This window comes from Natronomonas marina (assembly GCF_024298905.1).
GTDB lineage: Archaea > Halobacteriota > Halobacteria > Halobacteriales > Haloarculaceae > Natronomonas > Natronomonas marina.
In genome coordinates this window covers 993,578-1,017,545 of the sequence record NZ_CP101154.1, presented here as the reverse complement: position 1 = coordinate 1,017,545, position 23,968 = coordinate 993,578, and the positions used below count along the sequence as shown (strand labels likewise).

At 68.5% G+C, this 23,968-nt stretch carries 26 protein-coding genes; 14 read left to right on the top strand and 12 right to left on the bottom strand.

Going from position 1 to position 23,968, the window contains the following annotated elements; all coding sequences use genetic code 11:
• Positions 1–20 precede the first annotated feature (20 nt).
• The 3 genes from pstB (at position 21) to NLF94_RS05500 (ending at position 2,581) form a co-directional block, all read left to right on the top strand.
• Positions 21–914, top strand: a complete 894-nt coding sequence (pstB, locus tag NLF94_RS05510) for a phosphate ABC transporter ATP-binding protein PstB (RefSeq protein ID WP_254840466.1) — start codon at positions 21–23, stop codon at positions 912–914.
• A gap of 51 nt (positions 915–965) precedes the next feature.
• On the top strand, positions 966–1,646 hold the full coding sequence (phoU, locus tag NLF94_RS05505) for a phosphate signaling complex protein PhoU (RefSeq protein ID WP_254840465.1): 681 nt from the start codon (positions 966–968) through the stop codon (positions 1,644–1,646).
• A gap of 206 nt (positions 1,647–1,852) precedes the next feature.
• The gene (locus NLF94_RS05500) at positions 1,853–2,581 is read left to right on the top strand and encodes a GIY-YIG domain-containing protein (RefSeq protein WP_254840464.1); all 729 of its coding nucleotides are present in this window, start codon (positions 1,853–1,855) and stop codon (positions 2,579–2,581) included.
• 306 nt (positions 2,582–2,887) lie between these two features.
• Here NLF94_RS05500 and NLF94_RS05495 read toward each other — a convergent pair whose 3' ends face one another.
• Positions 2,888–3,277 carry a hypothetical protein gene (locus NLF94_RS05495; RefSeq protein ID WP_254840463.1) on the bottom strand — a complete coding sequence of 130 codons (390 nt, stop codon included), beginning with the start codon at positions 3,275–3,277 and terminating at the stop codon, positions 2,888–2,890.
• A gap of 189 nt (positions 3,278–3,466) precedes the next feature.
• On the opposite strand from NLF94_RS05495, the gene NLF94_RS05490 reads away from it, so the two are divergent.
• Entirely contained in the window at positions 3,467–4,171 is a 705-nt protein-coding gene (locus tag NLF94_RS05490; protein ID WP_254840462.1) for a helix-turn-helix domain-containing protein, read from the top strand.
• 9 nt (positions 4,172–4,180) lie between these two features.
• On the opposite strand, the gene NLF94_RS05485 is transcribed toward NLF94_RS05490, so the two are convergent.
• Complete coding sequence (locus NLF94_RS05485; RefSeq protein WP_254840461.1) at positions 4,181–4,552, bottom strand: 30S ribosomal protein S8e; 372 nt, start codon at positions 4,550–4,552, stop codon at positions 4,181–4,183.
• Positions 4,553–4,635: 83 nt separating this feature from the next.
• Here NLF94_RS05485 and NLF94_RS05480 point away from each other — a divergent pair, with 83 nt between their 5' ends.
• Entirely contained in the window at positions 4,636–4,950 is a 315-nt protein-coding gene (locus tag NLF94_RS05480; protein WP_254840460.1) for a cupin domain-containing protein, read from the top strand.
• On the opposite strand, the gene NLF94_RS05475 is transcribed toward NLF94_RS05480, so the two are convergent.
• Entirely contained in the window at positions 4,947–5,525 is a 579-nt protein-coding gene (locus NLF94_RS05475; protein WP_254840459.1) for a MogA/MoaB family molybdenum cofactor biosynthesis protein, read from the bottom strand. The genes NLF94_RS05480 and NLF94_RS05475 overlap by 4 nt on opposite strands.
• Positions 5,526–5,625: 100 nt before the next feature.
• Here NLF94_RS05475 and NLF94_RS05470 point away from each other — a divergent pair, with 100 nt between their 5' ends.
• From NLF94_RS05470 to NLF94_RS05460, 3 genes are read left to right on the top strand one after another with little or no spacing between them, the layout of a single operon-like run.
• A complete protein-coding gene (locus NLF94_RS05470; protein WP_254840458.1) occupies positions 5,626–6,681 on the top strand; it encodes a zinc-binding dehydrogenase in 1,056 nt (351 codons plus the stop codon).
• A gap of 7 nt (positions 6,682–6,688) precedes the next feature.
• Positions 6,689–7,012, top strand: a complete 324-nt coding sequence (locus NLF94_RS05465) for a DUF7977 family protein (RefSeq protein ID WP_254840457.1) — start codon at positions 6,689–6,691, stop codon at positions 7,010–7,012.
• A 45-nt stretch (positions 7,013–7,057) separates the two neighbouring features.
• The gene (locus tag NLF94_RS05460) at positions 7,058–8,305 is read left to right on the top strand and encodes an MmgE/PrpD family protein (protein ID WP_254840456.1); all 1,248 of its coding nucleotides are present in this window, start codon (positions 7,058–7,060) and stop codon (positions 8,303–8,305) included.
• Here NLF94_RS05460 and NLF94_RS05455 read toward each other — a convergent pair.
• Positions 8,302–8,487, bottom strand: a complete 186-nt coding sequence (locus NLF94_RS05455) for a DUF7317 family protein (protein ID WP_254840455.1) — start codon at positions 8,485–8,487, stop codon at positions 8,302–8,304. The genes NLF94_RS05460 and NLF94_RS05455 overlap by 4 nt on opposite strands.
• Before the next feature lie 295 nt (positions 8,488–8,782).
• Here NLF94_RS05455 and NLF94_RS05450 point away from each other — a divergent pair, with 295 nt between their 5' ends.
• Positions 8,783–10,939, top strand: coding sequence for an MmgE/PrpD family protein (locus tag NLF94_RS05450; RefSeq protein ID WP_254840454.1), 2,157 nt, complete (start codon positions 8,783–8,785; stop codon positions 10,937–10,939).
• 58 nt (positions 10,940–10,997) lie between these two features.
• On the opposite strand, the gene NLF94_RS05445 is transcribed toward NLF94_RS05450, so the two are convergent.
• From NLF94_RS05445 to NLF94_RS05435, 3 genes are read right to left on the bottom strand one after another with little or no spacing between them, the layout of a single operon-like run.
• The gene (locus NLF94_RS05445; protein ID WP_254840453.1) at positions 10,998–11,246 is read right to left on the bottom strand and encodes a hypothetical protein; all 249 of its coding nucleotides are present in this window, start codon (positions 11,244–11,246) and stop codon (positions 10,998–11,000) included.
• A gap of 57 nt (positions 11,247–11,303) precedes the next feature.
• A complete protein-coding gene (locus tag NLF94_RS05440; RefSeq protein WP_254840452.1) occupies positions 11,304–11,888 on the bottom strand; it encodes an NUDIX hydrolase in 585 nt (194 codons plus the stop codon).
• Positions 11,889–11,911: 23 nt separating this feature from the next.
• Entirely contained in the window at positions 11,912–12,853 is a 942-nt protein-coding gene (locus NLF94_RS05435) for a diacylglycerol/lipid kinase family protein (RefSeq protein WP_254840451.1), read from the bottom strand.
• Between the two features lie 52 nt (positions 12,854–12,905).
• Here NLF94_RS05435 and NLF94_RS05430 point away from each other — a divergent pair, with 52 nt between their 5' ends.
• Positions 12,906–13,628 carry a PHP-associated domain-containing protein gene (locus NLF94_RS05430; RefSeq protein WP_254840450.1) on the top strand — a complete coding sequence of 241 codons (723 nt, stop codon included), beginning with the start codon at positions 12,906–12,908 and terminating at the stop codon, positions 13,626–13,628.
• Between the two features lie 69 nt (positions 13,629–13,697).
• Here NLF94_RS05430 and NLF94_RS05425 read toward each other — a convergent pair whose 3' ends face one another.
• Complete coding sequence (locus NLF94_RS05425) at positions 13,698–13,841, bottom strand: hypothetical protein (protein ID WP_159435703.1); 144 nt, start codon at positions 13,839–13,841, stop codon at positions 13,698–13,700.
• A gap of 38 nt (positions 13,842–13,879) precedes the next feature.
• Here NLF94_RS05425 and NLF94_RS05420 point away from each other — a divergent pair, with 38 nt between their 5' ends.
• On the top strand, positions 13,880–15,193 hold the full coding sequence (locus tag NLF94_RS05420) for an RNA-guided endonuclease InsQ/TnpB family protein (RefSeq protein ID WP_350355865.1): 1,314 nt from the start codon (positions 13,880–13,882) through the stop codon (positions 15,191–15,193).
• Between the two features lie 54 nt (positions 15,194–15,247).
• Here the strand turns inward: NLF94_RS05420 and NLF94_RS05415 are convergent, their stop codons facing one another.
• Positions 15,248–15,661 (bottom strand): Lrp/AsnC family transcriptional regulator, encoded by a 414-nt coding sequence (locus tag NLF94_RS05415; RefSeq protein WP_254840449.1) that lies wholly within the window; start codon positions 15,659–15,661, stop codon positions 15,248–15,250.
• Between the two features lie 101 nt (positions 15,662–15,762).
• Between NLF94_RS05415 and carA the strand changes: the two genes are divergently transcribed.
• The 3 genes from carA (at position 15,763) to NLF94_RS05400 (ending at position 18,523) form a co-directional block, all read left to right on the top strand.
• Positions 15,763–16,836, top strand: coding sequence for a glutamine-hydrolyzing carbamoyl-phosphate synthase small subunit (gene carA / locus NLF94_RS05410; RefSeq protein ID WP_254840448.1), 1,074 nt, complete (start codon positions 15,763–15,765; stop codon positions 16,834–16,836).
• A gap of 63 nt (positions 16,837–16,899) precedes the next feature.
• On the top strand, positions 16,900–17,535 hold the full coding sequence (locus tag NLF94_RS05405; RefSeq protein WP_254840447.1) for a GNAT family N-acetyltransferase: 636 nt from the start codon (positions 16,900–16,902) through the stop codon (positions 17,533–17,535).
• 88 nt (positions 17,536–17,623) lie between these two features.
• Positions 17,624–18,523 carry a DUF3267 domain-containing protein gene (locus NLF94_RS05400; RefSeq protein ID WP_254840446.1) on the top strand — a complete coding sequence of 300 codons (900 nt, stop codon included), beginning with the start codon at positions 17,624–17,626 and terminating at the stop codon, positions 18,521–18,523.
• Between the two features lie 32 nt (positions 18,524–18,555).
• Here the strand turns inward: NLF94_RS05400 and NLF94_RS05395 are convergent, their stop codons facing one another.
• The 3 genes from NLF94_RS05395 to NLF94_RS05385 form a co-directional block, all read right to left on the bottom strand.
• Positions 18,556–19,614 carry a hypothetical protein gene (locus NLF94_RS05395; protein WP_254840445.1) on the bottom strand — a complete coding sequence of 353 codons (1,059 nt, stop codon included), beginning with the start codon at positions 19,612–19,614 and terminating at the stop codon, positions 18,556–18,558.
• A gap of 53 nt (positions 19,615–19,667) precedes the next feature.
• Positions 19,668–21,011, bottom strand: coding sequence for a hydroxymethylglutaryl-CoA synthase (hmgB, locus tag NLF94_RS05390; RefSeq protein ID WP_254840444.1), 1,344 nt, complete (start codon positions 21,009–21,011; stop codon positions 19,668–19,670).
• Between the two features lie 103 nt (positions 21,012–21,114).
• Positions 21,115–23,847, bottom strand: coding sequence for a lamin tail domain-containing protein (locus NLF94_RS05385; RefSeq protein WP_254840443.1), 2,733 nt, complete (start codon positions 23,845–23,847; stop codon positions 21,115–21,117).
• Positions 23,848–23,968 lie beyond the last annotated feature (121 nt).

The window sequence follows — 23,968 nt, the reverse complement described above, 5'->3', positions numbered from 1 at the left end:
AGGCCCCCTCGAGACAACCAATGAGTTCCGAGGACACCGCCCAGTCGACGGCCGAAGCCGACTCGTCCCGCGAGGAGGGAACAGCCGACCCGACCGCCGGGGGAGCAGGCGTCACCGAGTCGCCGACCCAGGGACTCGGCGGCACCGGTCGCAACGGGACGGGCCGGACCGTCGTCGAGGCCCGCAACATCGACGTCTACTACGGCGACACGCAGGCGCTCGACGACATCTCGCTTTCCATCCCCGAACAGCAGGTGACGGCGCTCATCGGGCCGTCGGGCTGCGGCAAGTCCACCTTCCTCCGGTGTATCAACCGGATGAACGACCTCATCGACACCGCCCGCGTCGAGGGCGAACTCCTCTTGCGCGGCAAGAACGTCTACGACGACGACGTCGACCCGGTCGCGCTGCGGCGGAAGGTCGGCATGGTGTTCCAGGAGCCGAACCCCTTCCCCAAGAGCATCTACGACAACGTCGCCTACGGCCTGAAGGTCCAGGGCTTCGAGGGCGACGTCGACGCCCGGGTCGAGCAGTCGCTGAAGGACGCGGCGCTGTGGGACGAGGTGAAAGACCAGCTCGACTCGTCGGGACTGGACCTCTCCGGCGGCCAGCAACAGCGGCTCTGTATCGCCCGCGCCATCGCCGCCGACCCCGAGGTGGTCCTGATGGACGAACCCGCCTCGGCGCTGGACCCCATCGCCACCTCGAAGATCGAGGACCTCATCGACGATTTGGCCGAGGAGTACACCGTCGTCATCGTCACCCACAACATGCAGCAGGCCGCCCGCATCTCCGACCGGACGGCCGTCTTCCTCACCGGCGGCGAACTCGTCGAGGTCGACGACACCGACGAGATATTCGAGAACCCCGACAGCCAGCGCGTCGAGGACTACATCACCGGCAAGTTCGGCTGAGACGGCCGCGCTCCCCGAACTTACATACACCCGCACGACGCAGGGCGACGTATGGCACGCGAAGGGTTTCAGGAACAGCTGACGGATCTCCGGGAGAACGTCCTCTACATGAGCGAGGTGGTCATCGACCGGGTCCGGATGGGTCTGCGGGCGCTGGAGTCGAAGGACGAGGAACTCGCCCGCGAGGTCATCGAGGGCGACCACGAGATCAACGAGATGTACCTCGAACTCGAGCAGGACTGTATCGACCTCTTTGCCCTCCAGCAGCCGGTGGCCGGCGACCTCCGCTTCATCGCCGCCTCGTTCAAGATAATCACCGACCTCGAGCGGGTCGCCGACCTGGCGACCAACCTCGGCGACTACACCCTCGAGGCCGAGCGGGACCTCTACCCCGACCTCGACGTCCAGGGCATCGGCGACGCCGTCCTCGAGATGATAGACGACGCGATGGCCGCCTACGCCGACGAGGACGTCGAGGCCTGCTTCGCCATCGACGAGCGCGACGACGAGGTCGACGCCCTCTGCGAGGACGCCTCCAGCGCCGTCGTCCGGGACCTCATCGAGACCGAAATCGAGACCGGCGCCTCCGGCGAGGACATCGAGAACCTGATGAGCGAGGTGTCCCGACTGCTCCTCACCATCCGGGACCTCGAACGCGTCGGGGACCACGCCGTCAACATCGCCGCCCGCACGCTGTACATGGCCGAGAACAGCGACGAACTCATCTACTGACGGCCCCCGTCCCTCCGACTGGCGGCCAGGCCCGTTCTCTCCGGGGGCGCCCCCTCCGTCGCAACGCCATCCTGCGGTAGGCGGTGGTTGTGTCCGGGACAGACTCCCCTTGACATCCTCCCCGCGCTGAAGCGCGAGGATTCCAGCGCGGGACACGCGCCGAGTGGTGAAACTCTTTGTGCGTCGACGAGAGGACCACCGCACGAATGGCTCGTCGGGACGACATCGACCGTTTCTATGGCCTGCTCGACGACCTCGAGCGACGGGTCGGCGGCACGCGGAAGCTCAAGAACTGCACCGGGTACATGGACTGGCCCGACCGCGGCGTCTACTTCTTCCTCGAACCGGGCGAGACGCGCGACTCCACCGACCAGTCGCGCGTCACCCGGGTCGGGACGCACGCCGTGTCCGCGGGGAGCAGCACGTCGCTCTGGGACAGGCTGAAACAGCACTACGGAACGGGCAGCGGCAGTTCCGACCATGCTCACGGGGGCGCTCACCGCGGCTCCGTGTATCGCAAGCGGGTCGGCGAGGCCATCATCGAGAAACACGCCCTCCACGACGACTATCCCGACTGGGACGAGCGCTGGTCCGGCATCGACCGCGAGCGGTCGGAGGTGCGTGACGAGGAATATATCCTCGAACGACGGGTGAGCACCTACGTCCGCGAACAGCCGTTCCTCTGGGTGAACCTCGACGACGAACCGAGTGCCGACAGCGACCGGGCGTACCTCGAACGGAATGTTATCGCCCTCCTCAGCAACTTCGAGGAGCGACCGATCGACCCCCGGCGAGGCGAATGGCTCGGTCGGTACAGTCGGAGCCGGGAGATTCGAAAGTCCGGGCTCTGGAACGTGAATCACGTCGACGAGCGGTACGACGGTGGGGTCCTGGACCTGCTCGAGAACGCCGTCGGCGAGACGACGCCCCCGTAGCCGCCCGGTCGCGTGGGCGGACGCATATTCCGCTGGAGGGGTCCGCGCGGTGGGGCTGTCCCGGGGTGACGGCTCGTGTGACGCCCGGGGGACACCGGGCGCCGCTCGGTTTCGCTCGGCCGTTCGCGGAGCGGTACCGGCTCGGTTCTCCCGCACGTTCTCCCACCCTTCCGAAGGTGCATGGACGGAAAGCTGGCCTCGGTACTCATAGGGCTCGTCACGGCCGGTTGCCTACGCCGGCTCGGCCCGGTCGCTCGTCATCGGCCGGTCGGGGGTACAGGTCCCGCGAGCAAGTGCGTTCCGACGCTACTCGTCGTCGGCGCTGGGGATGAAGCCGAGTTGTTCGCCGATGCCGAAGAGGTCGAGGCTGCGGAGCATGTCCTCGAACTCCTCGGAGGTGGGGTCGACGAACAGCAGGTCGTCCTCGAAATCGAACTGGAAGTCCTCGTCGCCGAAGTCGACGAGGAAGTCGCCGTCGGTGACGCCTCCCATCACCTCGTCGCTGTTCTGGATGGCGTCCTGCAGGAGTTCGCCGACGGACTGGCCGGTGTCGGCGGCCTCCTCGAGCAGGTCGACGGCGACGTCCGGCGCCGAGGAGGGGTCCTCGATGGCCTGCTGGAGCAGGTCGCCGAGCGTCTGGCCGGTGTCTTGCAGTTCCGCCTGGAGGTCCTCGAAGAGTTCTTCGGCGTCCGTCATCGTGAGCGGTGGGTCGGCCCGCACCCGCATATGTATGGTGGTTGCGCCCGCTCGGCGGATGCTGTCGAGAGACGCCGAGCGTGGTCCCTGGACCGCGTCGAACGCCCCGACTCGCTGGCGTCGGGGGCCTCGTTGGGTTCGCTCGTCACGCGAGCGGGAGCTTATATCGGCGGCCGTCCATCGGACGGTATGCACGACCCACGGGCGGAGCTCGCCGAGCGCATCGCCGGCGAGGTGGCGCTCTCGGAGGACCCCGGCGCCACGCTCCGGAAGTGGCGCGAGGAGTTCGACGTCACCCAGACCCAGCTGGCCGAGGAGATGGGGGTGTCGGCGTCGGTCGTCTCCGACTACGAGAGCGGCCGGCGCGAGAATCCGGGCATCCGGGTGGTCAGCCGGGTCGTCGAGGGGTTGCTCGACGTCGACGAGCGCCGCGGCGGCGACCGGGTCCGCCAGCACGCCCGGGTGCTGTCGGCTGGCTTCGACCAGGACGTCGTCTACGACCTCCGGGAGTACGAGGCGACGGTCCCGCTGCGGCGGTTCCACCACGCCATCGAGGCGGAGACGGTCGCCGCCGGCCAGGCCGACACCCTCGCCGGCCACACCGTCATCAACAGCGTCGAGGCCATCAAACGGCTCTCGAGCGAGGAGTTCTACCGCCTCTACGGCCAGTCGACCAACCGGGCGCTCGTCTTCACCGGCGTCACCCGCGGGGAGTCGCCGCTGGTCGCGCTGCGGGTCGTCACGCCGACCCCCTCGGCGGTCGTTTTGCACGGCATCGAACCCGACGACCTCTGGGAGCACGCGCCCGCGCTGGCGCGTGCCGACGGCGTCGCGCTCTCGACGACGACGCTGCCGCTGGATGAACTGCTGGAGACGATCCGGGAGTTCCCCTGAACGGTCGGATTACTCGTCGACGAGGACGGCGTTGACCTGGCCGTCCTGGCCGGGCCGGGAGGTGACGCGTGCGCGACCGGCCGACGTCTCGATGACGGCGCCCTTCGTGATGATGTTCCGCCGGACGTAGTTGGGGTTCGACGGGTTCTCGACGACGTCCTCGATGTCGGCGCTCTCGACGCCGTCGTCGGTGGCGACGCTGGCGACGCTGCGGGCGATGGCCCGGACCTTCGTGTTGCCGCCGCGGGTCTCGGCTATCTTCAGTTTCTCCTCGCCGAGGGTGGTCTCGGTGGGGGCCGACCCCATCTCGTGTTTCTGCTTCTTTCGGACGGGCCGGCGGCGACCGCCGGTTCGCTTCTTCGCGGATCGAGCGTGGTTCATACCCTATCGGTTCCCTGCCGCGCACTTCAACTCCGCGGTTCCGCCCCGAGAGGTTCTTTGGCACCCGGCGTCAACCGGCGGGCGTGACCTTCGACGAACTCCCCGAGGTCGACCCGGCGCCCGGCGAAGTCGAGACCGCCGAACTGGTCGTCCACGACGACGTGCTGGTGAAACTGTTCGCGCTCGGTCCCGGCGGCGCCTTCGAGCCGCACGTCCACGAGGACTCGACGAACGTGTTCCACCTGCTGGAGGGCGAGGTGGTCGTGAGCCAGGACGGCAGCGAGGAGACGCTCTCGGCGCCCGCCGTGGTCCACAACGCCCGCGGCGTCGAACACGGCGCGCGCAACGACGGCGACGAGCGGGCGCTTCTGACGGCGAGCCTCTGTCCGCTTCCCTAGCGACCGGCCAGTCCTGCCAGGTGTGGCGCCTCCTCGACGATGATCTCGCCGGCGCCGAGCCGGGCGGCGTTCTCGCTGCCCGGCAGACAGAAGACGGGCACGCCGTCGGCGATCCCCGCGGCCGCGCGGGTGCCGACCACCTTCGTCCCGATCTCCTCGTAGGAGAGGGTCCGGAACAGTTCCCCGAACCCGGGAAGCCGCTTGTCGAAGAGCGGTTCGACGGCCTCGACGGTCACGTCGTCGGGCGTGACGCCGGTGCCGCCGGTGGTGACCACGCAGTCGGTGTCCTCGCGGTCGGCGAACCTGTCGACGGCGTCCTGAACGCCGTCGTAGCTGTCCCGGACCAGTTCCCGGACCGCCACCTCGTGGCCCGCGCCCTCGACGATTTCGGCGATGGCGTCGCCCGCCGGGTCGTCCTCGAGGCTCCGACTCGAGGAGATCGTGAGGACGGCGACGCCGAGTTCCGAGATGTCGTGGTGGTGGTGGTCGTGCCCGTCGCCGTCCTCGTGTCCGTGTCTGTCGTCCTCGTGTCCGTGTCTGTCGTCCTCGGGGTCCTCGTTCTCGTGTCCGCTCATGTCCCACTCACCGGTGGCGTGCCGCTAAAGGCCATCGCCGTCCTCGGGGGTGCCTGCCGTCTTCGCTACTGTTTTGCACCCCGCGGTCCGACGGCGGAGTATGAAGGCGGTCTTCTACGACGAACACGGCTCGACGGACGTACTGCAGTACGACGAGTTCCCGGACCCCGAAATCGACGACGACGAGGTACTCGTCGCGGTGAAGGCCGGCGGGCTGAACCACCTCGACGTCTGGACGCGCAAGGGGATGCCCAGCCCCGAGGAACTGCCGCACGTTCCGGGCAGCGACGCCGCGGGCGTTGTCGAGGCGGTCGGCGACGACGTGACCCGCTTCGAGGCCGGCGACCGCGTCGTCGTCGACCCCGGACTCTACTGCGGGGAGTGTGAGTTCTGCCGGAAGGGCGAGGAGTCGCTCTGTGTCGACTACAAGATGATGGGCGAGCACGTCCGCGGCGTCCACAGCGAGTACGCGGCGGTCCCGGAGACGAACCTCCTGCACCTGCCGGAGACGGTCGACTTCGTGACGGCCGCCTCGGCGCCGCTCGTCTTCCAGACCGCCTGGCGGATGCTGACGACCCGGGCGGAAATCCAGCAGTCCGACAGCGTCCTCGTCCTGGGCGCGTCGGGCGGCGTCGGCCACGCCTGCGTCCAGATAGCCGCCAACGAGGGCTGCGAGGTCTGGGCGACCGCCTCCAGCGAGGAGAAACTCGAGCACGCCGAGGCCTGCGGCGCCGACCACCTCGTCAACTACGCCGAGGAGAACTTCGCCGACGCGATAAAGTCCGAGACGGACGGCCGCGGCGTCGACGTCGTCGTCGACCACGTCGGCGAGGCGACCTGGGACGACTCCCTCTCCGTCGCCGCCCGCGGCGGCACCGTCGTCACCTGCGGGGCCACCTCCGGCATCTCCCCGGAGACCAACATCCCGAAGCTGTTCTGGAAGCAACTCGACGTCCTCGGGTCGACGATGGGCACGCCCGGCGAGATGGACGACGTGATGGCGAAGGTGTTCGACGGCACCTTCGAGCCGCGCGTGCGGGCTGTCCTGCCGATGAGCGAGATGGCCCGCGCCCACGAGATGCTCGAAGAGCGGGAGGGGTTCGGTTCGGTCGTCGTCGTCCCCGACGCCGAGTACGACCCCGACGCCCACGAGTGACCGCCCGATGGGAGACGGCTACACCCACGACCCGGAGAGCTTCGACGAGGACGACGAGTACGTCGACGACGCCGCCGAGGGCGCGCCCCGGGAGGACGACGACGAGGCGGGCGTCCACCCCGAGGCGGCCGACCGCGAGTTCGACTGGCGGGGCTGGGTACTCGTCGGCGCCGTCTTCGTCGCCTTCCTCGTCGTCCCGGCCGTCATCTTCCTGTACCCCTACGTGGGGCCGGCGCTCGGACTGACCTTCTACGACACCTACCTCGCGTTGCCGATGGTGCCGGCCATCGTGCTGGCCGCGCTTGCGGTGTGGGCGACGACCCGCCCCTGAGGGCCGCCGCGGAACCCTTTTGCCCGCCTGCCACGCATCGCGGGTATGACCTCGACAGCCGAACTGGCCCGATTCGCCGCCGAGGTGAGCTACGAGGGACTCCCCGAGTCGGTCAGGGAGGCGACGAAACGGCGCGTGCTCGACGCCGTCGGAGTCGGCCTCGGGAGCGTCGGCCGCGAGCCGACGGGCGGCATCCGGCGTGCGGTCTCCGTCCAGAACGCGACGGGTCGGAGTCGCCTGTGGGGGTCGGACCTCGGCGGGTCGCCGCCCGACGCCGCCCTCTACGACGCCGCACTGGTGGCTCGCGGCAACGGCGCCGTCTTCCTCTCGCCGACGCTTTCGGCGGCGGGCGGCACGGTCGCGGCCGTCCTCGCCGCCGCCGAGGCCCGCAGCGCGACCGGCGAAGCCGTCCTCGCGGGCCTCGCCGCGGGCCACGAGGTCCACGGCGAACTCGCCTGGAACGCGCCGATAGAGGGATTTCACCCGGCGACCCACGGCGCCGTCGCCGCCGCCGCTGGCGCCGCCCGCGCCGCTGGTCTCGACGCCGGCGAGATCGAAAACGCCGTCGGCATCGCGGCCGCCCGGGCGACGCTCGCCGTCGGGGACGACGACTTCGACACCCTCGCCGTCGGACTCGCCGCCCGTGCCGGCGTCGACGGCTGTCTGCTCGCCGAGAGCGGCGTCGAGGCCCCCGACGCCATCGGTGGGACCGGTGGCTGGCACGACCTGGTCGGGCCCTTCGACCTCGATTTCGATCCCGGCTGCGAGCGGGTCGGGGACGCCGCCGTTCGGCTCTTCGACGCCCACCCGTACGCGCAGGCGTCACTCGAGGCTGCGGTCGAACTCGTCGAGGACGCCGCCATCGATCCCGCGGAGGTCGACGCCGTGACCGTCGAGACGTTCGCCGACGCCGTCCCCGAGGTGACGCCGAGCGCCGTCGCGGCCGCCCTGGTCGACCGCGACGTGACGGTCCGGCCGACCGAGCGGGCCGACCTCCGGCCGGTCGCCGACGCCGTCGAGGTCCGCGCCGACGCCGACCTGACCGGCCGCGCCGACCGCGGCGAGACCCCCGCCCGGGTCACCGTCGAGTGCCGCGACGGCGCCGTCCACGAGGTGGAGACGGACCGCTTCACCGGCCACCCGGCGCGACCGGCGCCGTGGGGGACCGTCGAGGAGAAGTTCCACGCGCTGGCGGCACCGAGGTACGACGCCGAACGACGGACGGAAATCGTCGAGACGGTCCGGGGGCTGGAGGCCGAGACCGTCGCGGAGCTGTCGCGGCTGCTCGATTAGGTCTCGGAGCCGGCACACTCGAAGTCGGCCGCCGAAGAGGGGGCGGGAACGACCGACCCGCAGGTCCGGACGTACTGTCGAAGCTGGGCACGGGAGAGACCGCTGCACCGTGCGGCCTCCGCCTCGCTCAGGTCGCCGTTCAGGTACAGTGCGACGGCAGTGCGAACCTGTGTGCCCGACATCGTCGTAATATTTGTTACTACCGACCGGCACGTAAACCTTTTTTCGAGTTTCGGATACGTTCTTCCGCCACCGACCCAATTCGGTGACCGAACGTGCCCTTTGGTAGCTTCTCACACGAAATTCGACGACGAACGACGTATTTTGCCGGGTGCGGGGGCCGCCGCGGGACCCTGCCGTCCCGGGACCCGGTGTGGCAGGCAGGTCGTGACCGCCGCCGTGCCGGGTGGTGGTCACTGATAATTTCCCGGAGTGCTACGGCAGTAACGACTTCCCCCGTCACGCGGTGGCATGGGTATGCGTTTCGACAGGCGGTCCCTTCTGCAGGGACTCGGCGGACTGGGCGCGCTGACGGCTCTCGGCAGGAACGCGGTGCGAGAGGCGGACGCACAGGACGCCGCCACGACGGTTCCCGAGGCGGCGCGGTCGGTGGAGGCGGGACTCGAACTGTTCGCGGCGAAGTGGACGGCCGGCGGCCCGATCATCACCGCCACCAGGTTCGGCCGGTTCCTGACGAACAGGACGTTCAACTGCCGGGTCGTGCTACCGGCGACCGACGAGGACGGCGACGGCGAGGCCGACCCCTCCAGGGCCTACACGCTGGCGCTCGGGACCGCCGGGGCGACGGTGACGCCGGGCGCGACGCCGACGGCCCACGCCGAACTGACGATGGACGAGGGCGACTGGGAGGACGTCCTCTACGGCGAGTACACGGGGCTGGCACCGATCATGAACGGCCGCGCGTACCCGAACAAGGACCAGGCGAACTCGCTCGTCGGTCTCGCGCTCGTGATGTACGTCCTGGCACACGTACCCCACCCCGACGCTGACCCGCGGTTCACGGCCGAGACGCTCGACGGACTGCTCGCCCGCGGCGGCGTGCCGTCCTGCGAGGGCGAACCCGAGTCCTTCGAGACCCTCGCCCGGACCACCGAGGACCCCGCGGGCGAACTCCGGGAGCGGGCCTTCGGCGCCAACGACGCGCCGCCGGTCACCCGCCGGCTCGCCGAGTGGGTCGAGGCGCTCTCCTACGACCGCCTCGGCGACGAGCAGGTCCGTCTCGCCAAGGCCCAGCTGAAGAACATCCTCGGGGTCACCTTCGCCGGCGGGACGATGCCACCGGGCGAGACGTTCGCGGACTCGGTGACGGGATTCAGCCGCGGCGAGGCGACCGTCGTCGGGTTCGACGGGACCGCCGCGCCGCACGAGGCCGCGATGGTCAACAGCCATCTCTCGCAGGTGCTGGAGTGGGAGGACTTCACGAGCCACGCCCACTCCGGCGCGGCGGTGATCCCCGCGGCACTGGCAGCGGGTGAGGCCGCCGGCGCCACTGGCGAGGAGCTCGTCACCGCCATCGTCGCCGGCAACGAGATAATCGCACGGATCAGCCCCGTGATGACCGACCTGCTCAACACGGGACAGGCGCTCCCGATGCACCAGATCCAGACCCCGCTGGTGGCCGGGAAACTGTTCGGTCTCGACGCCGAGGAACTGCAGGACGCCGCCGGCATTGCCGCGACGCAGCCACAGCTGACGTCCATCCCGGCCTGGACCGCCGAGGCCAAGGGCATGGTGACCGCCGAACCGGTCGCGTCGGGCGTCCGGGCCGCGATGTTGGCCCGCGACGGGCTCTCCGGGCGGCGCGACCTGCTGGAGAACCCGCTGGGCTACTGCTACCGCGTCTCCGACATCCGCAGCCCCGGGGACCTGTGGCCCGCCGTCTCGGACCTGTCGACGACCGGCGACCCCGTCGAGAACTGGGGGTTCCGCCCGGACCACTACTTCAACAAGCGGTACCCCTGCGACGGGTTCACGACGACGGCGGTGCAGGCGACGCTGAACGTCCGCGAGAAGCTCCTCGAGGCCGGCGTCGACCCGGCCGACCCCGACGCGGTCGAGTCCATCAGGGTCCACATGAACCTCCCGATGGCCAGCACCGCCACCATGTTCAACGAGGCCGAACCGGACGTCCTCGACCGGGTTCTCGACGCCGACCAGCCGGACTGGACCTACATCTCGCTGCTGTTCGGCGGGCGCTATCCGCTGGCGGCGGCGCTGCTTTCCGGGGAACTGACCGACGAACAGTTCCGCGAGGACGCCATAGCCGACCCCCGGATCCGGGAGCTGTGGCCGAAGTTCGAGGAGGCGCCCGACCTCGCGGTCGGCGTGCTGGGCGCCCAGGTGAGCGTCACCACGGCCGGCGGCGACCCCGTCACCTCGGCGGTCGGCATCGACGACACGCCGCTCGGCGACGACGCGACGTACGACTCCTTCGTGAGCTGTATCCGGCGCGACGTCAACGGCCGCGGGCGCGACGATGTCGAGACCTACACTGCCGACCGGAAGTTCCACCGGACGGCACGGCGAGTTCCGGCCGGTCGCAGAGAGCGAATCGTCGAGCGAATCGACGACATCGAGGGCGGACCGGTCGACCGCCTGACGGCGCTGTTGTAACGGTCGCTGGAGACCGCCCGTTTCGGTACCGGTGCTTGGCGCGGGTCGGTCCGACCGTTCAGGCCCGTGCGGTCCCGTCCGCGACGAGCTTGTACAGCAGCGCCACGCTCCCGACGAAGGTGGCGACGAAGCCGACGACGGTGAATACGAGGTGGAGCAGGTCGCCGAGCGGGTGCGGGAGCCCCGCGACCAACAGCGTCGTCCCGACGAGCTGTAGCAACAGCCCCACCAACACGACGACGTATATCCGAACCATCTCGCGGCTGACGGCGTAGGTCAGCGCCTCCTTCGCGGTGAGCGGACTCATAATTCGAGTCCACTCGTCGTATGACAAAAGGGTGTCCATCGGCCCCGGCGGTGCCGGCTACTCCTCGAAGTCCCGCCGCATCGCGATCTCGAACCAGGGACACAGCCGGAGCTGGCGGTACCACTTCGGGTGCTCGTGGAGGCGCTCGTAGGGGACCCACAGCAGGCCGGTGACCTCCTCCTCGTCGGGGTCGAGTTCGACCTCGTCGAGCGTACACTGCAGGACCGCACAGACCTCCCACTCCAGGCCCTCGTCCATGTAGTAGCGCTTGTACTCGAACTTGTCCGTCACCCGGAGGTCGCTGTACTGGTCGGGCGTGACGCCGAGTTCCTCCTCGAGGCGCTGGCGGGTCGCCTCGGTCTGGCTCTGCCCCTCGACGGGGTGGGAGGCGACGGTGCCGTCCCAGTAGGTGTCCCAGAGCCGCTTGTCCGGCGCCCGCTGGGCGAGGAGGATGTGGCCGTCGCCGTCGAAGACCAGCGCGGTGAAGGCGCGGTGGCGGATGCCGTCGCCGGTGTGGGCCTCCAGCCGGTTGACCGTCCCCTCTGGGTCGTCGTTCTCGTCGACCGCGATGACGTCCTGGAGGGCGTTCTCGTGTTCGGTCCCCGTCCCCGACCCGACCGGGTCGATGTCGTCGGCGCTCATGGCGCCTAAATCGGCGACCGCTGTTAAGGCCTCTTCGACTCCGCGTCCGGGTCGGGGTCGTACGCCTCGCCGACGGGCATCGTCAGCCGGCCTGGGAGGGTCTCGATGGCCGTCTCGTGGCTCGTTATCATCTCGCCGTCGAGGCTGAACGAGACGGGGTCGTCGTCGTCGGCCGACCGGACGGTCAGCCCCGGCGTCGCCAGCCGGTATATGTGGTCGCCGGAATCGCCGAACAGCCGTTCGAGGGCGGCCTCACCGACGACGTCGACGGTCGGGCCGTCCTCGACGATGGTCACCTCGAAGAGACCGTCCTCCATGTTCGCCTGCGTGTCGCCCTCGACGGGGAACCGCCGGCCGTTGCCCACGAGGACGAACGCCGCCTCGCCGCTCCAGGTCCTGCTGTGGGCGTCGTCCGTCTCGACGGTCAACGAGAGGCTCTCGTAGGAGACGGCCCGCTTGACCGTGTTCAGGACGTAGGCCATCACGCCGAGGTTCCGCTTGCTGTCGGGCGTCGTCGCGGCGCTGGCCTCGGCGGTGATGCCGCCGACACAGGAGTTGACGAACGCCCGCCCGGCGGCGACGCCGACGTCGATGTCCCGCCTCTCGCCGGACTCGAACACCTCGAAGGCGTGCTCTAGCCCCTCGACGCCGACGTTCGAGGCGAAGTTGTTGCCCGTGCCCGCGGGCACCACGCCGACGGTGACGTCGTCGAGCGCCTCGGCGCCGTGGAGCCCGTTGACCACCTCGTTGAGCGTGCCGTCGCCGCCGGCCGCCGCCACGAAGTCCGCACCGGCAGCGGCGGCATCGCCGGCCAGTCGGATAGCGTCGCCCGCCTCCTCGGTCTCGCGGACGAGAAAGCCGTGCTCGTCGGCGAGGTCGTACACGTCCTCGGCGTGGTCCTCGCTCCCGCTCTTGGGGTTGAGGACTACCACGCGCCGTGCGTCGTCGGTGGAGGACTCGTTCATATCACTGAATCGTGTAGAAAAATAGAAAGGTGTTCCGGTCCTCCCGCCAGACGTGTACGCCGTCGACCTGCACGCACACACCAGATTCTTCCACGGTCGTCGGGCGCTCGGGGACCGCTTCGACCCGCTGGGCCACCGGCTGCTCGCCGGCGCCGCGTGGCTCCGGGACCTCGACGGGGTCGCCACGACGAACCACGACTACTACACGGCCTTGCCCGACCGTTTCGGCGTGGCGTCCCTGCCCGGCAACGAGATAACGACGACGCGAGGTCACCTGCTGGTGGTCGGGCCGGACCCGCCAGCCGAGACCGAACCGGGCGAGTTGACGCCCGCCGAGGCGGTCGAGTTGGCCCACGACCGGGGCTGTGCGGCCGTCCTCGCACACCCCTACCGGAACAGCACCATCCGCGAACTCGAGGACCTCCCGCTGGACGCCATCGAGGTCAACGGCAAGCACCCCCGGACCCGCAAGTGGGTCCGACGGCTCGCCGACCACCGGGAGTTGCCGCTCGTCGGCGGCAGCGACGCCCACTACCCCTTCGAGGTCGGTCGCGCCTACACCGAGATCGAGGCCGAGGAGCTTTCGCCGACCGCCGTCGTCGAGGCCGTCCGGGAGGGCCGCGTCGAGGCCCGCGTCGACGACTGGCTGCCCCACCGCCTGTTGCGCGGCGTCTACCGGAAGGTCCACGAGCGGAAACGCCACCTCGACCGACCGGACTCGGGAACGCCGGGGGTCGGCACGCCGCCCGGCGAGGACGACGACGACGCCGACTGACACGTAGCGAGCGGAAGCCCACCCCTTTAGGGTGGGTGTAAGCGACAGCATCGTCCACCAGTCCACGCGCTACGGCTCGTCTGGATGTTCCACCGCTTCCAACCCCGCTTCGATAATCTCCCGATACGCTTCTTCGAGGCTCACGTCCTGCTGTTCGGCGTAGTCTTTCACACGCCCGTTCAACGTGTGCGAGATGTCGATGTTCGGTCGCATCGTCTGTGTCCAAAAGACATTTAGACGTAAAGCTACAAATGTCTGTTGTCGTGAGGCGAACCAACACCTTCGCGGTGCGGCCGCTCTCCGACCGGGATGAGCGGCTGCTGCGGGATTTGTTGGACGCCTCCGCGAGCCTGTGGAACGAATTGAACTTCGAGCGCCGCCAGCAGTTCTTCGACGGCGACAGCGTGTGGGACACCGCCGACTACCGCAAACAGTACGTCGGTGTGCTCGGCTCCGCCACTGCCCAGCAGATCATCCGCAAGAACAGCGAAGCGTGGCGGTCGTTCTTTGCCGCCCGGGAGAACGGCGAGGACACCGCCCCGCCCGGCTACTGGGGCAACGAGGAGGATGGTCGAGAACTGCGGACGTACATCCGCAACGACCAATACACCCTCGAAACCGGCGGGCAGAGCCGACTCGAAATCCCAGTCGGTCAAGACCTGAAAGACGAGTACGGGCTTGGCTACCACGACCGCCTGCGTCTCGAAGTGGCTGGCGACCCGAAGTGGGAGGGCGAACAGGGTCGGTTGGAGCTGTACTACGACGAGCTCGAGGACACCGTCAGAGCTTTCCAGCCTGTCACCGTACCCGATTCTCGACAGGATTCACCACTAGCCGAGGAATCGGCTGCCCTGGACGTCGGTGCCAACAACCTCGTCGCCTGTACTACCACGACCGGCCAGCAGTACCTCTACGACGGCTGGGACCTATTCGCTCGCTTCCGCGAGACGACCGAGGAGATCGCCCGCTTGCAGTCGAAACTGTGTGAGGGGCGGTACAGTAGCCGACGGATTCGACGCCTCTACCGCAAGCGGACGCGACGACGCGACCACGCACAGGACACGCTCGTCCGCGACTTGATGGAACGATTATTCGACGAAGGCGTTGTCACCGTGTACGTGGGCGACCTCACCGACGTGTTGTCGGCCCATTGGAGCGCCGAGGTGAACGAGAAAACCCACCAGTTCTGGGCGTATCGCTCCTTCATCGACCGGCTTGCGACGACCGCCGAGGAGTACGGCATCACGGTCGAAGTCGAGTCAGAAGCGTACACGACGGCGGAGTGTCCGGTATGTGGCGAGCGCGACGAGACAGAGCGGGACGGCGACGTGTTCCGGTGTTCGTGTGGCTACGAAGGTCACGCCGACCTCGACGCTTCGCGGACGTTCCTCGAACGACAGGCTGGCGAATCCGAAGTCGGGTCGATGGCACGGCCCGTGCGCCTCAAGTGGGACGACCACAACTGGTCGGAGTTATCACGCTCTCCCGAGAGGGCAAGTCCCAACGAGGAGCGCACAAACCAGAGTACCGGCGACGGGAAACTTGCCTCCGTGGAGACGGCATAGCCAACATCCCCACCGGAGGAATCCCACCCCTGAAGGGGTGGGAGGATGTCAAGTTCAGCCGAGCTTCTCGTCGAGGATGAGCCGCGTCTTCGTGCTGACGACCTCGTCGAGTTCCCGGGCGCGAGTTATCATCTCGTTGAGCGCGCCGGTGTCGGCCGTGTCCGCGACGACGACGACGTCCTCCTCGCCGGAGACCTGCCAGACGAAGTCCACCTCGGTCCAGTCGGCCATCCGCTCGGAGATCTCGGAGGTGTCGACGTCGACGGCGACGCCGATCTCGATCATCGCCTTGACGTTGCCCGTCCGCGTCGCAACGGTGAACCGCTCGATGATGCCCTCCTCGACGAGTCGCTCGACCCGGTTGCGGACCGTCCCCTCGGAGGTGCCGACGGAGTCGGCTATCTCCGTGTAGGGCGTCCGGGAGTCCCGACGGAGGATGGTGAGTATCTGGCGGTCCAGCTCGTCCATGAGGTTCGCACCTTCGCGTCGCCCCCACTTACCGATTACGAATTTCGTAACCTTCCTTCGAACACAAGCGTTATTTGGGGGTCCATCGTACGTATCTCGTAATGACGGAGGCCTACGTCGCGCTGGAGGACGGGCGGGTCGTCGAGGCCCGCGCCCGCGCCCCCGGCCGCAGTCGCGGGGAACTCGTCTTCACCACCGCTTACACCGGCTACGAGGAGTCGCTCACGGACCCCAGTTACGAGGAGCAGGTGCTCACGTTCTCGTACCCGCTCATCGGCAACTACGGGGTCCGAGCCGAGCGCTTCGAGTCCGACCGCGTCCACCCGCGGGCCGCCGTCGCCCGGGAGTTCACCGAGGACGTCGCCGAGTGGCTCGAGAGCGAGGGCGTCCCCGCCGTCGACCACCTCGACACCCGCGACCTGGTGACCGGCATCCGCGAGCAGGGCGCCATGGAGTGCGGCATCGCCGCTGGCCCCGACGCTACCCCCGAGGCCGCCCGCGAGGAACTCGAACGGTGCGTCCCGATGAGCGACCACACCGACATCGGCGCACAGGTCAGCGTCGCGGAGGGCCTCACCCACAACCCCGAGGGCGACGGTCCGACGGTCGCACTGGTCGACTGCGGCGCGAAGGGCTCCATCGTCGACTCGCTGGTCGAGCGGGACGCCGTCGTCGAGGTGGTCCCCTACGACGCGACGGTCGCCGACATCGAGGCGGTCGACCCCGACGTGCTCTTCGTCTCCAACGGTCCCGGCGACCCCGAGAACTTCGAGCGAGCGGCCGCTCTCGTCGACGAGTACGCCGGCGAGTTGCCGCTGGCTGGCATCTGTCTCGGCCAGCAGGTCATCGCCAACGCCCTCGGCGGCGAGACCGAGAAGATGGAGTTCGGCCATCGCGGCGTCAACCAGCCCGTCCAGGACCTCCGCTCCGGCAAGGTCGTCATGACGACCCAGAACCACGGCTACACGGTCGCCGAACCCGGCGAACTGGAGGTCACCCAGATCAACGTCAACGACGACACCCCCGAGGGCCTGGAGAGCGACGAACTCGAAATCATCACCCGCCAGTACCACCCCGAGGCCAACCCCGGACCCCACGACACGCTGAGCTTCTTCGACGACGTCGTGGCGATGGTCGAGGGCGGGGCGAAGCCGACCCCCAGCGCCGGCGACTGACCACCACGTCACTTCCTGACACCCGCGAGCAACCCTTTTCGGTAGTCACTCACAGAGGTTGGTATGGCCCTCTTTCCGACGACCATCGAGACGCCACGCCTCCGGTTCGAGGTGATTCGCCCGGACAGCTTCGACCCATACGAGATGTACGAACACGTCCACGCGGACGCCCCGAACATCGAGGAGGTGACCCAGTGGCTAAACTGGGACCCTCACGAACACCCGAAGGAGACCGCCGAGTTCGTCGACTACGTTGGAAAGAACTACGACAACGACGAGGGTGCCGATTACGCTATCTATCCCCGCGACGGCGAGGACCGCGCCGGACAGTTCGCCGGCACCACTGGTCTCTCGGTCGACTGGGACCTCCGCCGCGGCACACTCGGCGCGTGGCTCCGCAAGCCGTTCTGGGGACGGGGATACTCCGGCGAGCGCGCGAAGGCCCTCGCCGCGCTGGCCTTCGACGTGCTCGACCTCGATGTCGTCGGCGTCACCCACGACCCCGAGAACGAAAAATCGGGCCGCGCCATCAAAAAGTACATCGGTGCGCTCGGCGGCCGCAAGGAGGGCGTCATCCGCAACGACATCGTCATGAACGGCGAACCGCGGGACTCGGTTCGCTACTCGGTGACCGCAGAGGAGTATCGAGAGGCGACCGATGGCGAACCCGAGGCGACCTTCGAGTGGCCGGACCGCTGAGGAGCCCCGCCCTTCACCGGCGTTCGGCCACGAGGGGTCGACCGGAACCACCTGCCTAACTTAATGAGCCGGCTCGCAACGACGTGGTATGTCGGACGCCACACCCGAGCACGTCGTCGGCGAGCTCGAGCTCACGAGGGGGCTGACGATACAGATGACGGCCATCGGGACCCTCGGGGTGGTGGTCGGGTGGACGCTCTTCACCGGACTCTACCAGCTCTGGACGGGCGATACGGTCGGGTTCCGGTTCGTCCCCGAGACCCTCGGTTGGATCGCGGGGCCGCTCGACGTCCTCGTCGTCGTGTTCCTGGGGACGTTCTTCCTCGTGCCACACGAGTGGTTACACGGGCTCGCCATCCGGTACTACGGCGGCGAACCCCGGTACGGGGTCGGCCTCGCGCACTTCATCCTGCCGTACGCCTACGCGACGACCGACCACGTCTTCACCCGCAACCAGTTCGTCGTCGTGCTGTTGACGCCGCTGGTGGTGATAACCGCCATCGGCGTCCCGCTGATGCTCGGACTGGGGTGGGGTTGGCTCGCAATCCCCCTGACGATGAACGCGGCCGGCGCCGTCGCCGACGTCTGGATGACGGCGGTCGTACTGGGCTATCCGGCCCACGTCCGGGTCGTTGACCACGAGACCGGCGTCAGGATCCTGGGCCGGGAGTCGGACGCGAACCGTGCACCGTCCGTGACTGCGGTGGTCTGGGACGCTCTGGCGGGCGCCGCCGTCGGCGTCGTCGCCTCGTTTCTCCTCCTCGCCGTCGGCGGGCCCCTCGTCCTCTCGGCGCTCGGCACGGAGTCAGTGACCGTCGGGACACCGGGCACGTTCACGTACCTCTTTTCGTTCGTCAACACGCCCGAGGAGATATCGCTCGGCGTCGGGCCGGGCGTCTTCGCCGTCGGCGGGTTCCTCGGACTCGTGTACGCACTCGTACGGACCGTCCGCCGTCGCGGCAGGCCCGCCGATGCCACCGCGACGTAGCGCCCCGGCCGGTCGGGGGCGGCGAGGTCCCCTCACCTATCTTCCCCACAAATCTCGCGCTGGTAGAAGCCCGACCCCCGGAACCGCGTCTCGTTCAACTGCGCCGCGGTCGCCGCCGAGAGGTACTCGTCGTCGGCGAGCCACCCCTCGCGGGTGTGGGCGCCCCCGTCCGGGAGACTGGGGTCGTCGATGTGGCCGACGACGTTGTGGAGCAACTCGTGGGTCATCACGCTGGCGCGGTGGGTGTAGGTGCCGCGCTGCTCCTCGAGGGGGACGCCGGTGACGAAACTGCTGTAGCCGGGGGTCGTGCCCCACCCGTGGACATCGTCCGTCGGTTCGCCGAGCACGACGAGGTGGTACCGGCAGTGCCGCGGGCCCATCCGCTCTTCGGTGTAGTAGCGGGTGTGGTCGGAGCCGTCGCCGACGCCGAAGGTCACCGACCGGTCCAGTTCGCCGCCGGACCGGATGTGGATGTCGATGCCCGTCGAGCCGTCGGGGTTCCGGACCGGCATCGTCGCCCAGATTTCCCGGAGATGGCGCCGGTCCCGGTCGGTCAGCGGTTCGACGTTCGACCCGTGGACGACGGTCACGTAGAGGTCCAGTCGGTCGACCGAACCGTTCGGTAGCGGGGTGCCCCCGGGCGTCTCGCCGGCCCGGAGCCAGGCGTCTTTCAGGCGGTCGCCGGCGGTGTCCGGCTCCGGCCGGTCGTAGCCCGTCGGGCTCAGGCTGACGGTCCCGTCGCCGGCCCGGACGACGCCGTCCCGTTCGTCGAACGCCGTCTCGAGGAAGCCGCCGGCGGTGTCGCCGGCGCCGCCATCGCCGAGCGTCCCGACCCGGTTCGGCAGGGGCGCGGCGACGCCGAAGACGAGCGCGGTCACGAGCAGCGTCGTGACCGCGACCACGCCGGCGGGTCCCTCGGGGAAGAGACCGACGACCCGCCTCGTCGGGCGGACGAGGACCGACACGAGACGGAAGCCGATTCTGACGAGGAGGTAGCCGACCCCGACGGTGACGGGGAGGGCGGCGACGGCCAGCACCGCGATACCGACCGGGCTGTTGAGAAACTCGATCAGTCCACCCCCGGCGAACATGCCCCGAGGACGAGGTGCGACCACAAAAGCGTCCGGTCGGGCTCAGTTGCCGACTACTCGACGTAGCGGTACTTCCGTTCGCCCATGCGGCCCCAGCCGTCGAAGACGAACTCGCCGTCCGGTGCGGTGAACTCCTCGACCGAGGTCTCCTCGTCGAAGTTGTGGGCGTCGTGGACGTCCTCGTACTCGTCGAACGAGAGGTCGTAGCGGGCCGCCAGTTGCTCGTCGACGTTCAGCGCCTCGATCTCCGATTCGTAGTTCTCCTGGATGGTCTCGACGTGGATCTCGGCCTGGGCACCGGAGCCGTACGAGCCGACCAGCAGCTTCTCGCCTTCGGCGTCCTCGCCGTCCTCGACGAGGGACCTGATGCCGGAGACGCGGGCGACGTGGACGGAGCCGGTGTACCAGTTGCCGACCTCACGGGAGAGGTCGAGCGTCGGGTCGATGGTCCGGTCGTACCACCCCTGATAGTGGTCGGTGTCCTTCAGGGCGTCCGTGTACTCGCCGAGGGCCTCGGTGTAGGCCTCCTCGTCGTCGAAGGCCTCGGGACGGGGCTGGCGGCCGATCTCCTCGGCGAGTTCCTCCTCGATTTCGGTGTCGCGGGTGATGTGGCGGTAGGCGAGCACGGCAGCCTTCCGGACCATGCCCGGGAACGGCGTGTGGAACGGGCCGAGCCGGAAGTCGTCGGGGTGGATGTCGCCGCCGACGGACTCGTAGTCGACGAGCGCCTCCCGCATCCGCGCCAGGTAGACGTTCACCGAGCGCTTGCCGTCGACGCTGGGGAACTGCTGCTGTGGCTTGAGGAAGTCCGTCTCGTCGGCGCTGCCGTACCCCTGTTCGGTCGACAACTCGACGAAGTCGGGGTCTTCGTCGATCAGCATGGCGACGGCACCGGCGCCCTGCGTCGCCTCGCCGGGGTCGTCGCGGGCGTAGAGTGCGGTGTCGGTCGCCACCACCAGCGCCGCGCGGCCGCGGTTCCGCCCGGCCCGGATCCAGTTGTAGGCGTCGTCGACGCTCTGGGTGCCCGAGACGCAGGCGAACTTCCGCTCGCCCTTGTTGGCGTGGTGGAAATCGCCCTCGAAGACCTGCTCCAGACAGCCCGCGATGTACGTCGAGACGGGCTTGGAGTGGTCGAAGGCCGACTCGGTTGCCACGTCGATGCGGCCGATGTCTTCGGGTTCCAGTCCCTTCCGCTCCATCAGCCGGTGGGCCGCGTTCGCGCCCATCGTCACGATGTCCTCGTAGGTATCCGGCAGCGAACTGGCGTACAGCCCCAGTCCCTTCGTGTACTTGCCGGGGTCGTCGCCCATCGCGGGTGCGAACGTCTCCGCGAGGTCGAGTTTTAGCTTGCCGGCGTGAATCTCTACGGCGTCGATGCCCACGCTGGTGTCGGTCATGTCCGGGTGGAGGGGAGACCGATATAAGGATTTGTCGACGGAGATTTCGTCAACTGTCGAACCCGGTCGGCGGGCGGCCCGCCGCTCGACCCCGCCCGGTCCGTCAGCCGACCCCTTTCTCCTTGACGACCTGCCCGTAGACGGTCCTGACCTTCGACTGGTCGGAACCGGCGTCGATTTCGATGAGCGTGAGACTCTTCTGTGGAGCGCCGGTCGTCGGCTGGCCGTTGATGTAGACGATCTCCAGGGTGCCGTCACCGTCCCAGTCGCGGGGCGCGATGGGCTTGCCGAGCGCCTTGTTGTTCCCGGACGCCCGGGTCGGAGTCGGGTTGTGTACCGGCGTCACGTCGCCGGACTCGTCGACCAGGGCGATGACGCCGCCGTCGACGATGGGGACCTGGACTGCCCCGTCGTAGGTGACGGGTTTGCCGATGCCCTGCGAGAGCTGGCGTTCGTTGAAGTCCGGCGGCGGCCGAGTGCCGAGATCGACGACCTCGACGGCCGTGCTGCCGCCCGTCTCGTCGAGATAGGCGATGGCGCTCTGGTTGAAGACGATGACCTCCTCGTCGCCCTCGCCGTCGAAGTCCGCGAGGCCGGCCACGCCCGTCGGCTTGAACGTGCCCGCGTTGCCGCTGCCGTTGAGGAGGTCCGGTTCGACGAGCGTCGGATTCTCGCCGTCCGCTACCCGGTAGAGGTAGTTGCTGCCGTTGACGTAGTAGACGCTCGCCTCGTCGTCGCCGGCCCGGGTGCCGACGCCGATGGGCTGCTTCTTGGGGTTGACCCGCTGGTCGTTGTTGTCGTAGGCCAGCACCGTTATCGAGCCGTCCGAGTCGGCGTACGCCAGACGGTTGTTGCCGTCGACGAACGGGATCTCGTCGGTACCGTCGCCGGTCAGGTCGGCCATCGGCCCGAGGATGCCGATCTGCGGGCCGACGGTGACGTTCGTGACCGAACTCGTGTTGTCGACCGTCAGGATGTTGTTCTGCTGGTCGCCGGGGACGAAGGCGACCCGCGGACGGGTCGCGCTCCCGAAGAAGTTCGACTGGTCGACCCGCTTCCAGTCGCCCTGGGTGTCGTTGTCGTAGTAGTCCGTGTTCGACTGGTTCCTGACGGCGACGGTGCCCTCGTCGATGGCGTCGATGCCCCACGCGCCCTTCGTCGTCGTCTCGCCGTTGTAGGCCATCTCGTCGCGGAGTCTGCCCTGGGAGTCGACGAGTTCGAGCGCGTCGCCGTCGTCCTCGACGGTGGTGTCGAGCGCGTAGACGGTGTCGTCGTCGAGACCCCGCTCGTCTTCGAAGGCCGTCTCGTCGACGGCGAAGTAGACGTCACCCGACAGGGTCGCGGACGGGAGGATGGTCGACTCGCCCTCGTCGTCCCGTAGTTGCCAGCCGGTCGTGTCGGTCGCCGTCTCGAAGTGCAACCGGACGAACGTCAGGTCGTCGTCGCCGCTCGGGTCCGGCTGGACCGCGGTCACGAGCGCCTCCTCCCGGATCGTCACGTCGGTTCGACCCCGGATTTCGGAGGTGATGACCTCGGTGTTCTCGCTCTCGAGGGCCTTGACGGCCGCGATCGCGTCGCTGACGTCGGCGCCGTCGTTGTAGTCGTAGGTGGTGGCGTCCAGCAGGTCGACGCCCCCGTAGGGACGCGTGCTGTCCGTTATGTTCTCGAATGTGCCGTCGTAGGGGACGCCGACCAGCGTGTTCTCGTTGTTGTCCTGTGGGTTGAAGACGACCTTCTCGGTGGGGCTGTTGCCCGGCTGTTTCGTGTAGACGTACCTGACGGTGTAGTTCCCCCCGGTTTCGGTGTTGCGGAACGTCACCGAGTACTCGAAGCGCTCCCGCGTGTTGTCGCCGGTCTCGAATATCGATTCGCCGCCGCTCAGGATTATCTCGTCGACGGCGGTGAGCCCGTTCCACTTGCCGTTGCGAACCGAGACGGTCTGTGTGTCCTCGTCGCTGGAGTAGTCGGTCTCGCTGCCCGTCCCGTACCCGCCGCCGCTATCCTCCTCGTCGGGAGGGTCCTCGCCGCCGCCGTCTGCCGGCGGCGTGAACGCGGGGTCGGACCCGAGGCCGACGACGGCACAGGAGACGTCGTAGGTACCGCCGGTGAAGTCGAGCGTGACCCGCTCGCCGCTGGCGGAGGCGGCGCTCACGTCGCCCCGGTTGTCGACGATTTCGGCGTTCCAGGTGTCGGCGTCGAACCGCGACGGCAGGACGATGGTGGGGCTCGTCAGCGTCGTGGTGTGGCGCTCCGACCCGTTGACCGCGAGGCTGTAGGCGTCGACGCCGCTCGCCGAGACGTCGCCGGTCAGGAGGTAGAGGCTTATCTCATCGTTGCCGCTGCCGGAGGTGACGAGCCGCTGGTCGTAGAGAGCTCCACTCTCGAACTGTCGGGAGATAATTCGGCTCCCGTAGCCGATGGTCTCCGGTGCCCGGTACTCGTTGTAGGAGGGGTCGTACACGAGCGAGCGCGTGGTCGGCGTGCCGCCGGTGCGACAGACGTCCTCGGTCGTGGTGGTGAACTCGACGTCGCCCGGCGCCGTCGTCTCCAGTTGCCCCCTCGCTGGCGGCGGGTTCAGCGCGAGCATTCGGTTCGGGTACCGGGCGCCGAGTCGAACGGCCGTCGAGCGGACCGCGTCGGTGCCGACCGAGTTGATGACGTTGCTCCGGAGCTGTGAGAACTGCGATTCGGTGTTCTGGAAGTGGTCGGCCTCCACCTCGGCGTTCTGGCTCGGGACGGCGAACGCCTGATACGCGGAAAACGAGAGGACGAGTATCGTGAAGACGAGCAACGAACCGACGACGACCGACTGGCCGCGCTCTCCCCCTCGGTCCATATTCGACCGGATGCGGTTAGAAAGTAAAAACGTACTGCCCGTTTTCATAAATGAGGCTGGATATATTGCTGACAACTCCGTGGAATAATTCCTCCGGCGGCGGTTGGGGCGGCGATTCTGG

What these genes read in the sequence shown, in the direction of transcription:
- pstB (WP_254840466.1), top strand. Translation starts at nt 21, where the DNA reads ATGAGTTCCGAGGACACCGCCCAGTCGACGGCCGAAGCCGACTCGTCC.
- phoU (WP_254840465.1), top strand. Translation starts at nt 966, where the DNA reads ATGGCACGCGAAGGGTTTCAGGAACAGCTGACGGATCTCCGGGAGAAC.
- NLF94_RS05500 (WP_254840464.1), top strand. Translation starts at nt 1,853, where the DNA reads ATGGCTCGTCGGGACGACATCGACCGTTTCTATGGCCTGCTCGACGAC.
- NLF94_RS05495 (WP_254840463.1), bottom strand. Translation starts at nt 3,277, where the DNA reads ATGACGGACGCCGAAGAACTCTTCGAGGACCTCCAGGCGGAACTGCAA.
- NLF94_RS05490 (WP_254840462.1), top strand. Translation starts at nt 3,467, where the DNA reads ATGCACGACCCACGGGCGGAGCTCGCCGAGCGCATCGCCGGCGAGGTG.
- NLF94_RS05485 (WP_254840461.1), bottom strand. Translation starts at nt 4,552, where the DNA reads ATGAACCACGCTCGATCCGCGAAGAAGCGAACCGGCGGTCGCCGCCGG.
- NLF94_RS05475 (WP_254840459.1), bottom strand. Translation starts at nt 5,525, where the DNA reads ATGAGCGGACACGAGAACGAGGACCCCGAGGACGACAGACACGGACAC.
- NLF94_RS05470 (WP_254840458.1), top strand. Translation starts at nt 5,626, where the DNA reads ATGAAGGCGGTCTTCTACGACGAACACGGCTCGACGGACGTACTGCAG.
- NLF94_RS05465 (WP_254840457.1), top strand. Translation starts at nt 6,689, where the DNA reads ATGGGAGACGGCTACACCCACGACCCGGAGAGCTTCGACGAGGACGAC.
- NLF94_RS05460 (WP_254840456.1), top strand. Translation starts at nt 7,058, where the DNA reads ATGACCTCGACAGCCGAACTGGCCCGATTCGCCGCCGAGGTGAGCTAC.
- NLF94_RS05455 (WP_254840455.1), bottom strand. Translation starts at nt 8,487, where the DNA reads ATGTCGGGCACACAGGTTCGCACTGCCGTCGCACTGTACCTGAACGGC.
- NLF94_RS05450 (WP_254840454.1), top strand. Translation starts at nt 8,783, where the DNA reads ATGCGTTTCGACAGGCGGTCCCTTCTGCAGGGACTCGGCGGACTGGGC.
- NLF94_RS05445 (WP_254840453.1), bottom strand. Translation starts at nt 11,246, where the DNA reads ATGAGTCCGCTCACCGCGAAGGAGGCGCTGACCTACGCCGTCAGCCGC.
- NLF94_RS05440 (WP_254840452.1), bottom strand. Translation starts at nt 11,888, where the DNA reads ATGAGCGCCGACGACATCGACCCGGTCGGGTCGGGGACGGGGACCGAA.
- NLF94_RS05435 (WP_254840451.1), bottom strand. Translation starts at nt 12,853, where the DNA reads ATGAACGAGTCCTCCACCGACGACGCACGGCGCGTGGTAGTCCTCAAC.
- NLF94_RS05425 (WP_159435703.1), bottom strand. Translation starts at nt 13,841, where the DNA reads ATGCGACCGAACATCGACATCTCGCACACGTTGAACGGGCGTGTGAAA.
- NLF94_RS05420 (WP_350355865.1), top strand. Translation starts at nt 13,880, where the DNA reads ATGTCTGTTGTCGTGAGGCGAACCAACACCTTCGCGGTGCGGCCGCTC.
- NLF94_RS05415 (WP_254840449.1), bottom strand. Translation starts at nt 15,661, where the DNA reads ATGGACGAGCTGGACCGCCAGATACTCACCATCCTCCGTCGGGACTCC.
- carA (WP_254840448.1), top strand. Translation starts at nt 15,763, where the DNA reads ATGACGGAGGCCTACGTCGCGCTGGAGGACGGGCGGGTCGTCGAGGCC.
- NLF94_RS05405 (WP_254840447.1), top strand. Translation starts at nt 16,900, where the DNA reads ATGGCCCTCTTTCCGACGACCATCGAGACGCCACGCCTCCGGTTCGAG.
- NLF94_RS05400 (WP_254840446.1), top strand. Translation starts at nt 17,624, where the DNA reads ATGTCGGACGCCACACCCGAGCACGTCGTCGGCGAGCTCGAGCTCACG.
- NLF94_RS05395 (WP_254840445.1), bottom strand. Translation starts at nt 19,614, where the DNA reads ATGTTCGCCGGGGGTGGACTGATCGAGTTTCTCAACAGCCCGGTCGGT.
- hmgB (WP_254840444.1), bottom strand. Translation starts at nt 21,011, where the DNA reads ATGACCGACACCAGCGTGGGCATCGACGCCGTAGAGATTCACGCCGGC.
- NLF94_RS05385 (WP_254840443.1), bottom strand. Translation starts at nt 23,847, where the DNA reads ATGGACCGAGGGGGAGAGCGCGGCCAGTCGGTCGTCGTCGGTTCGTTG.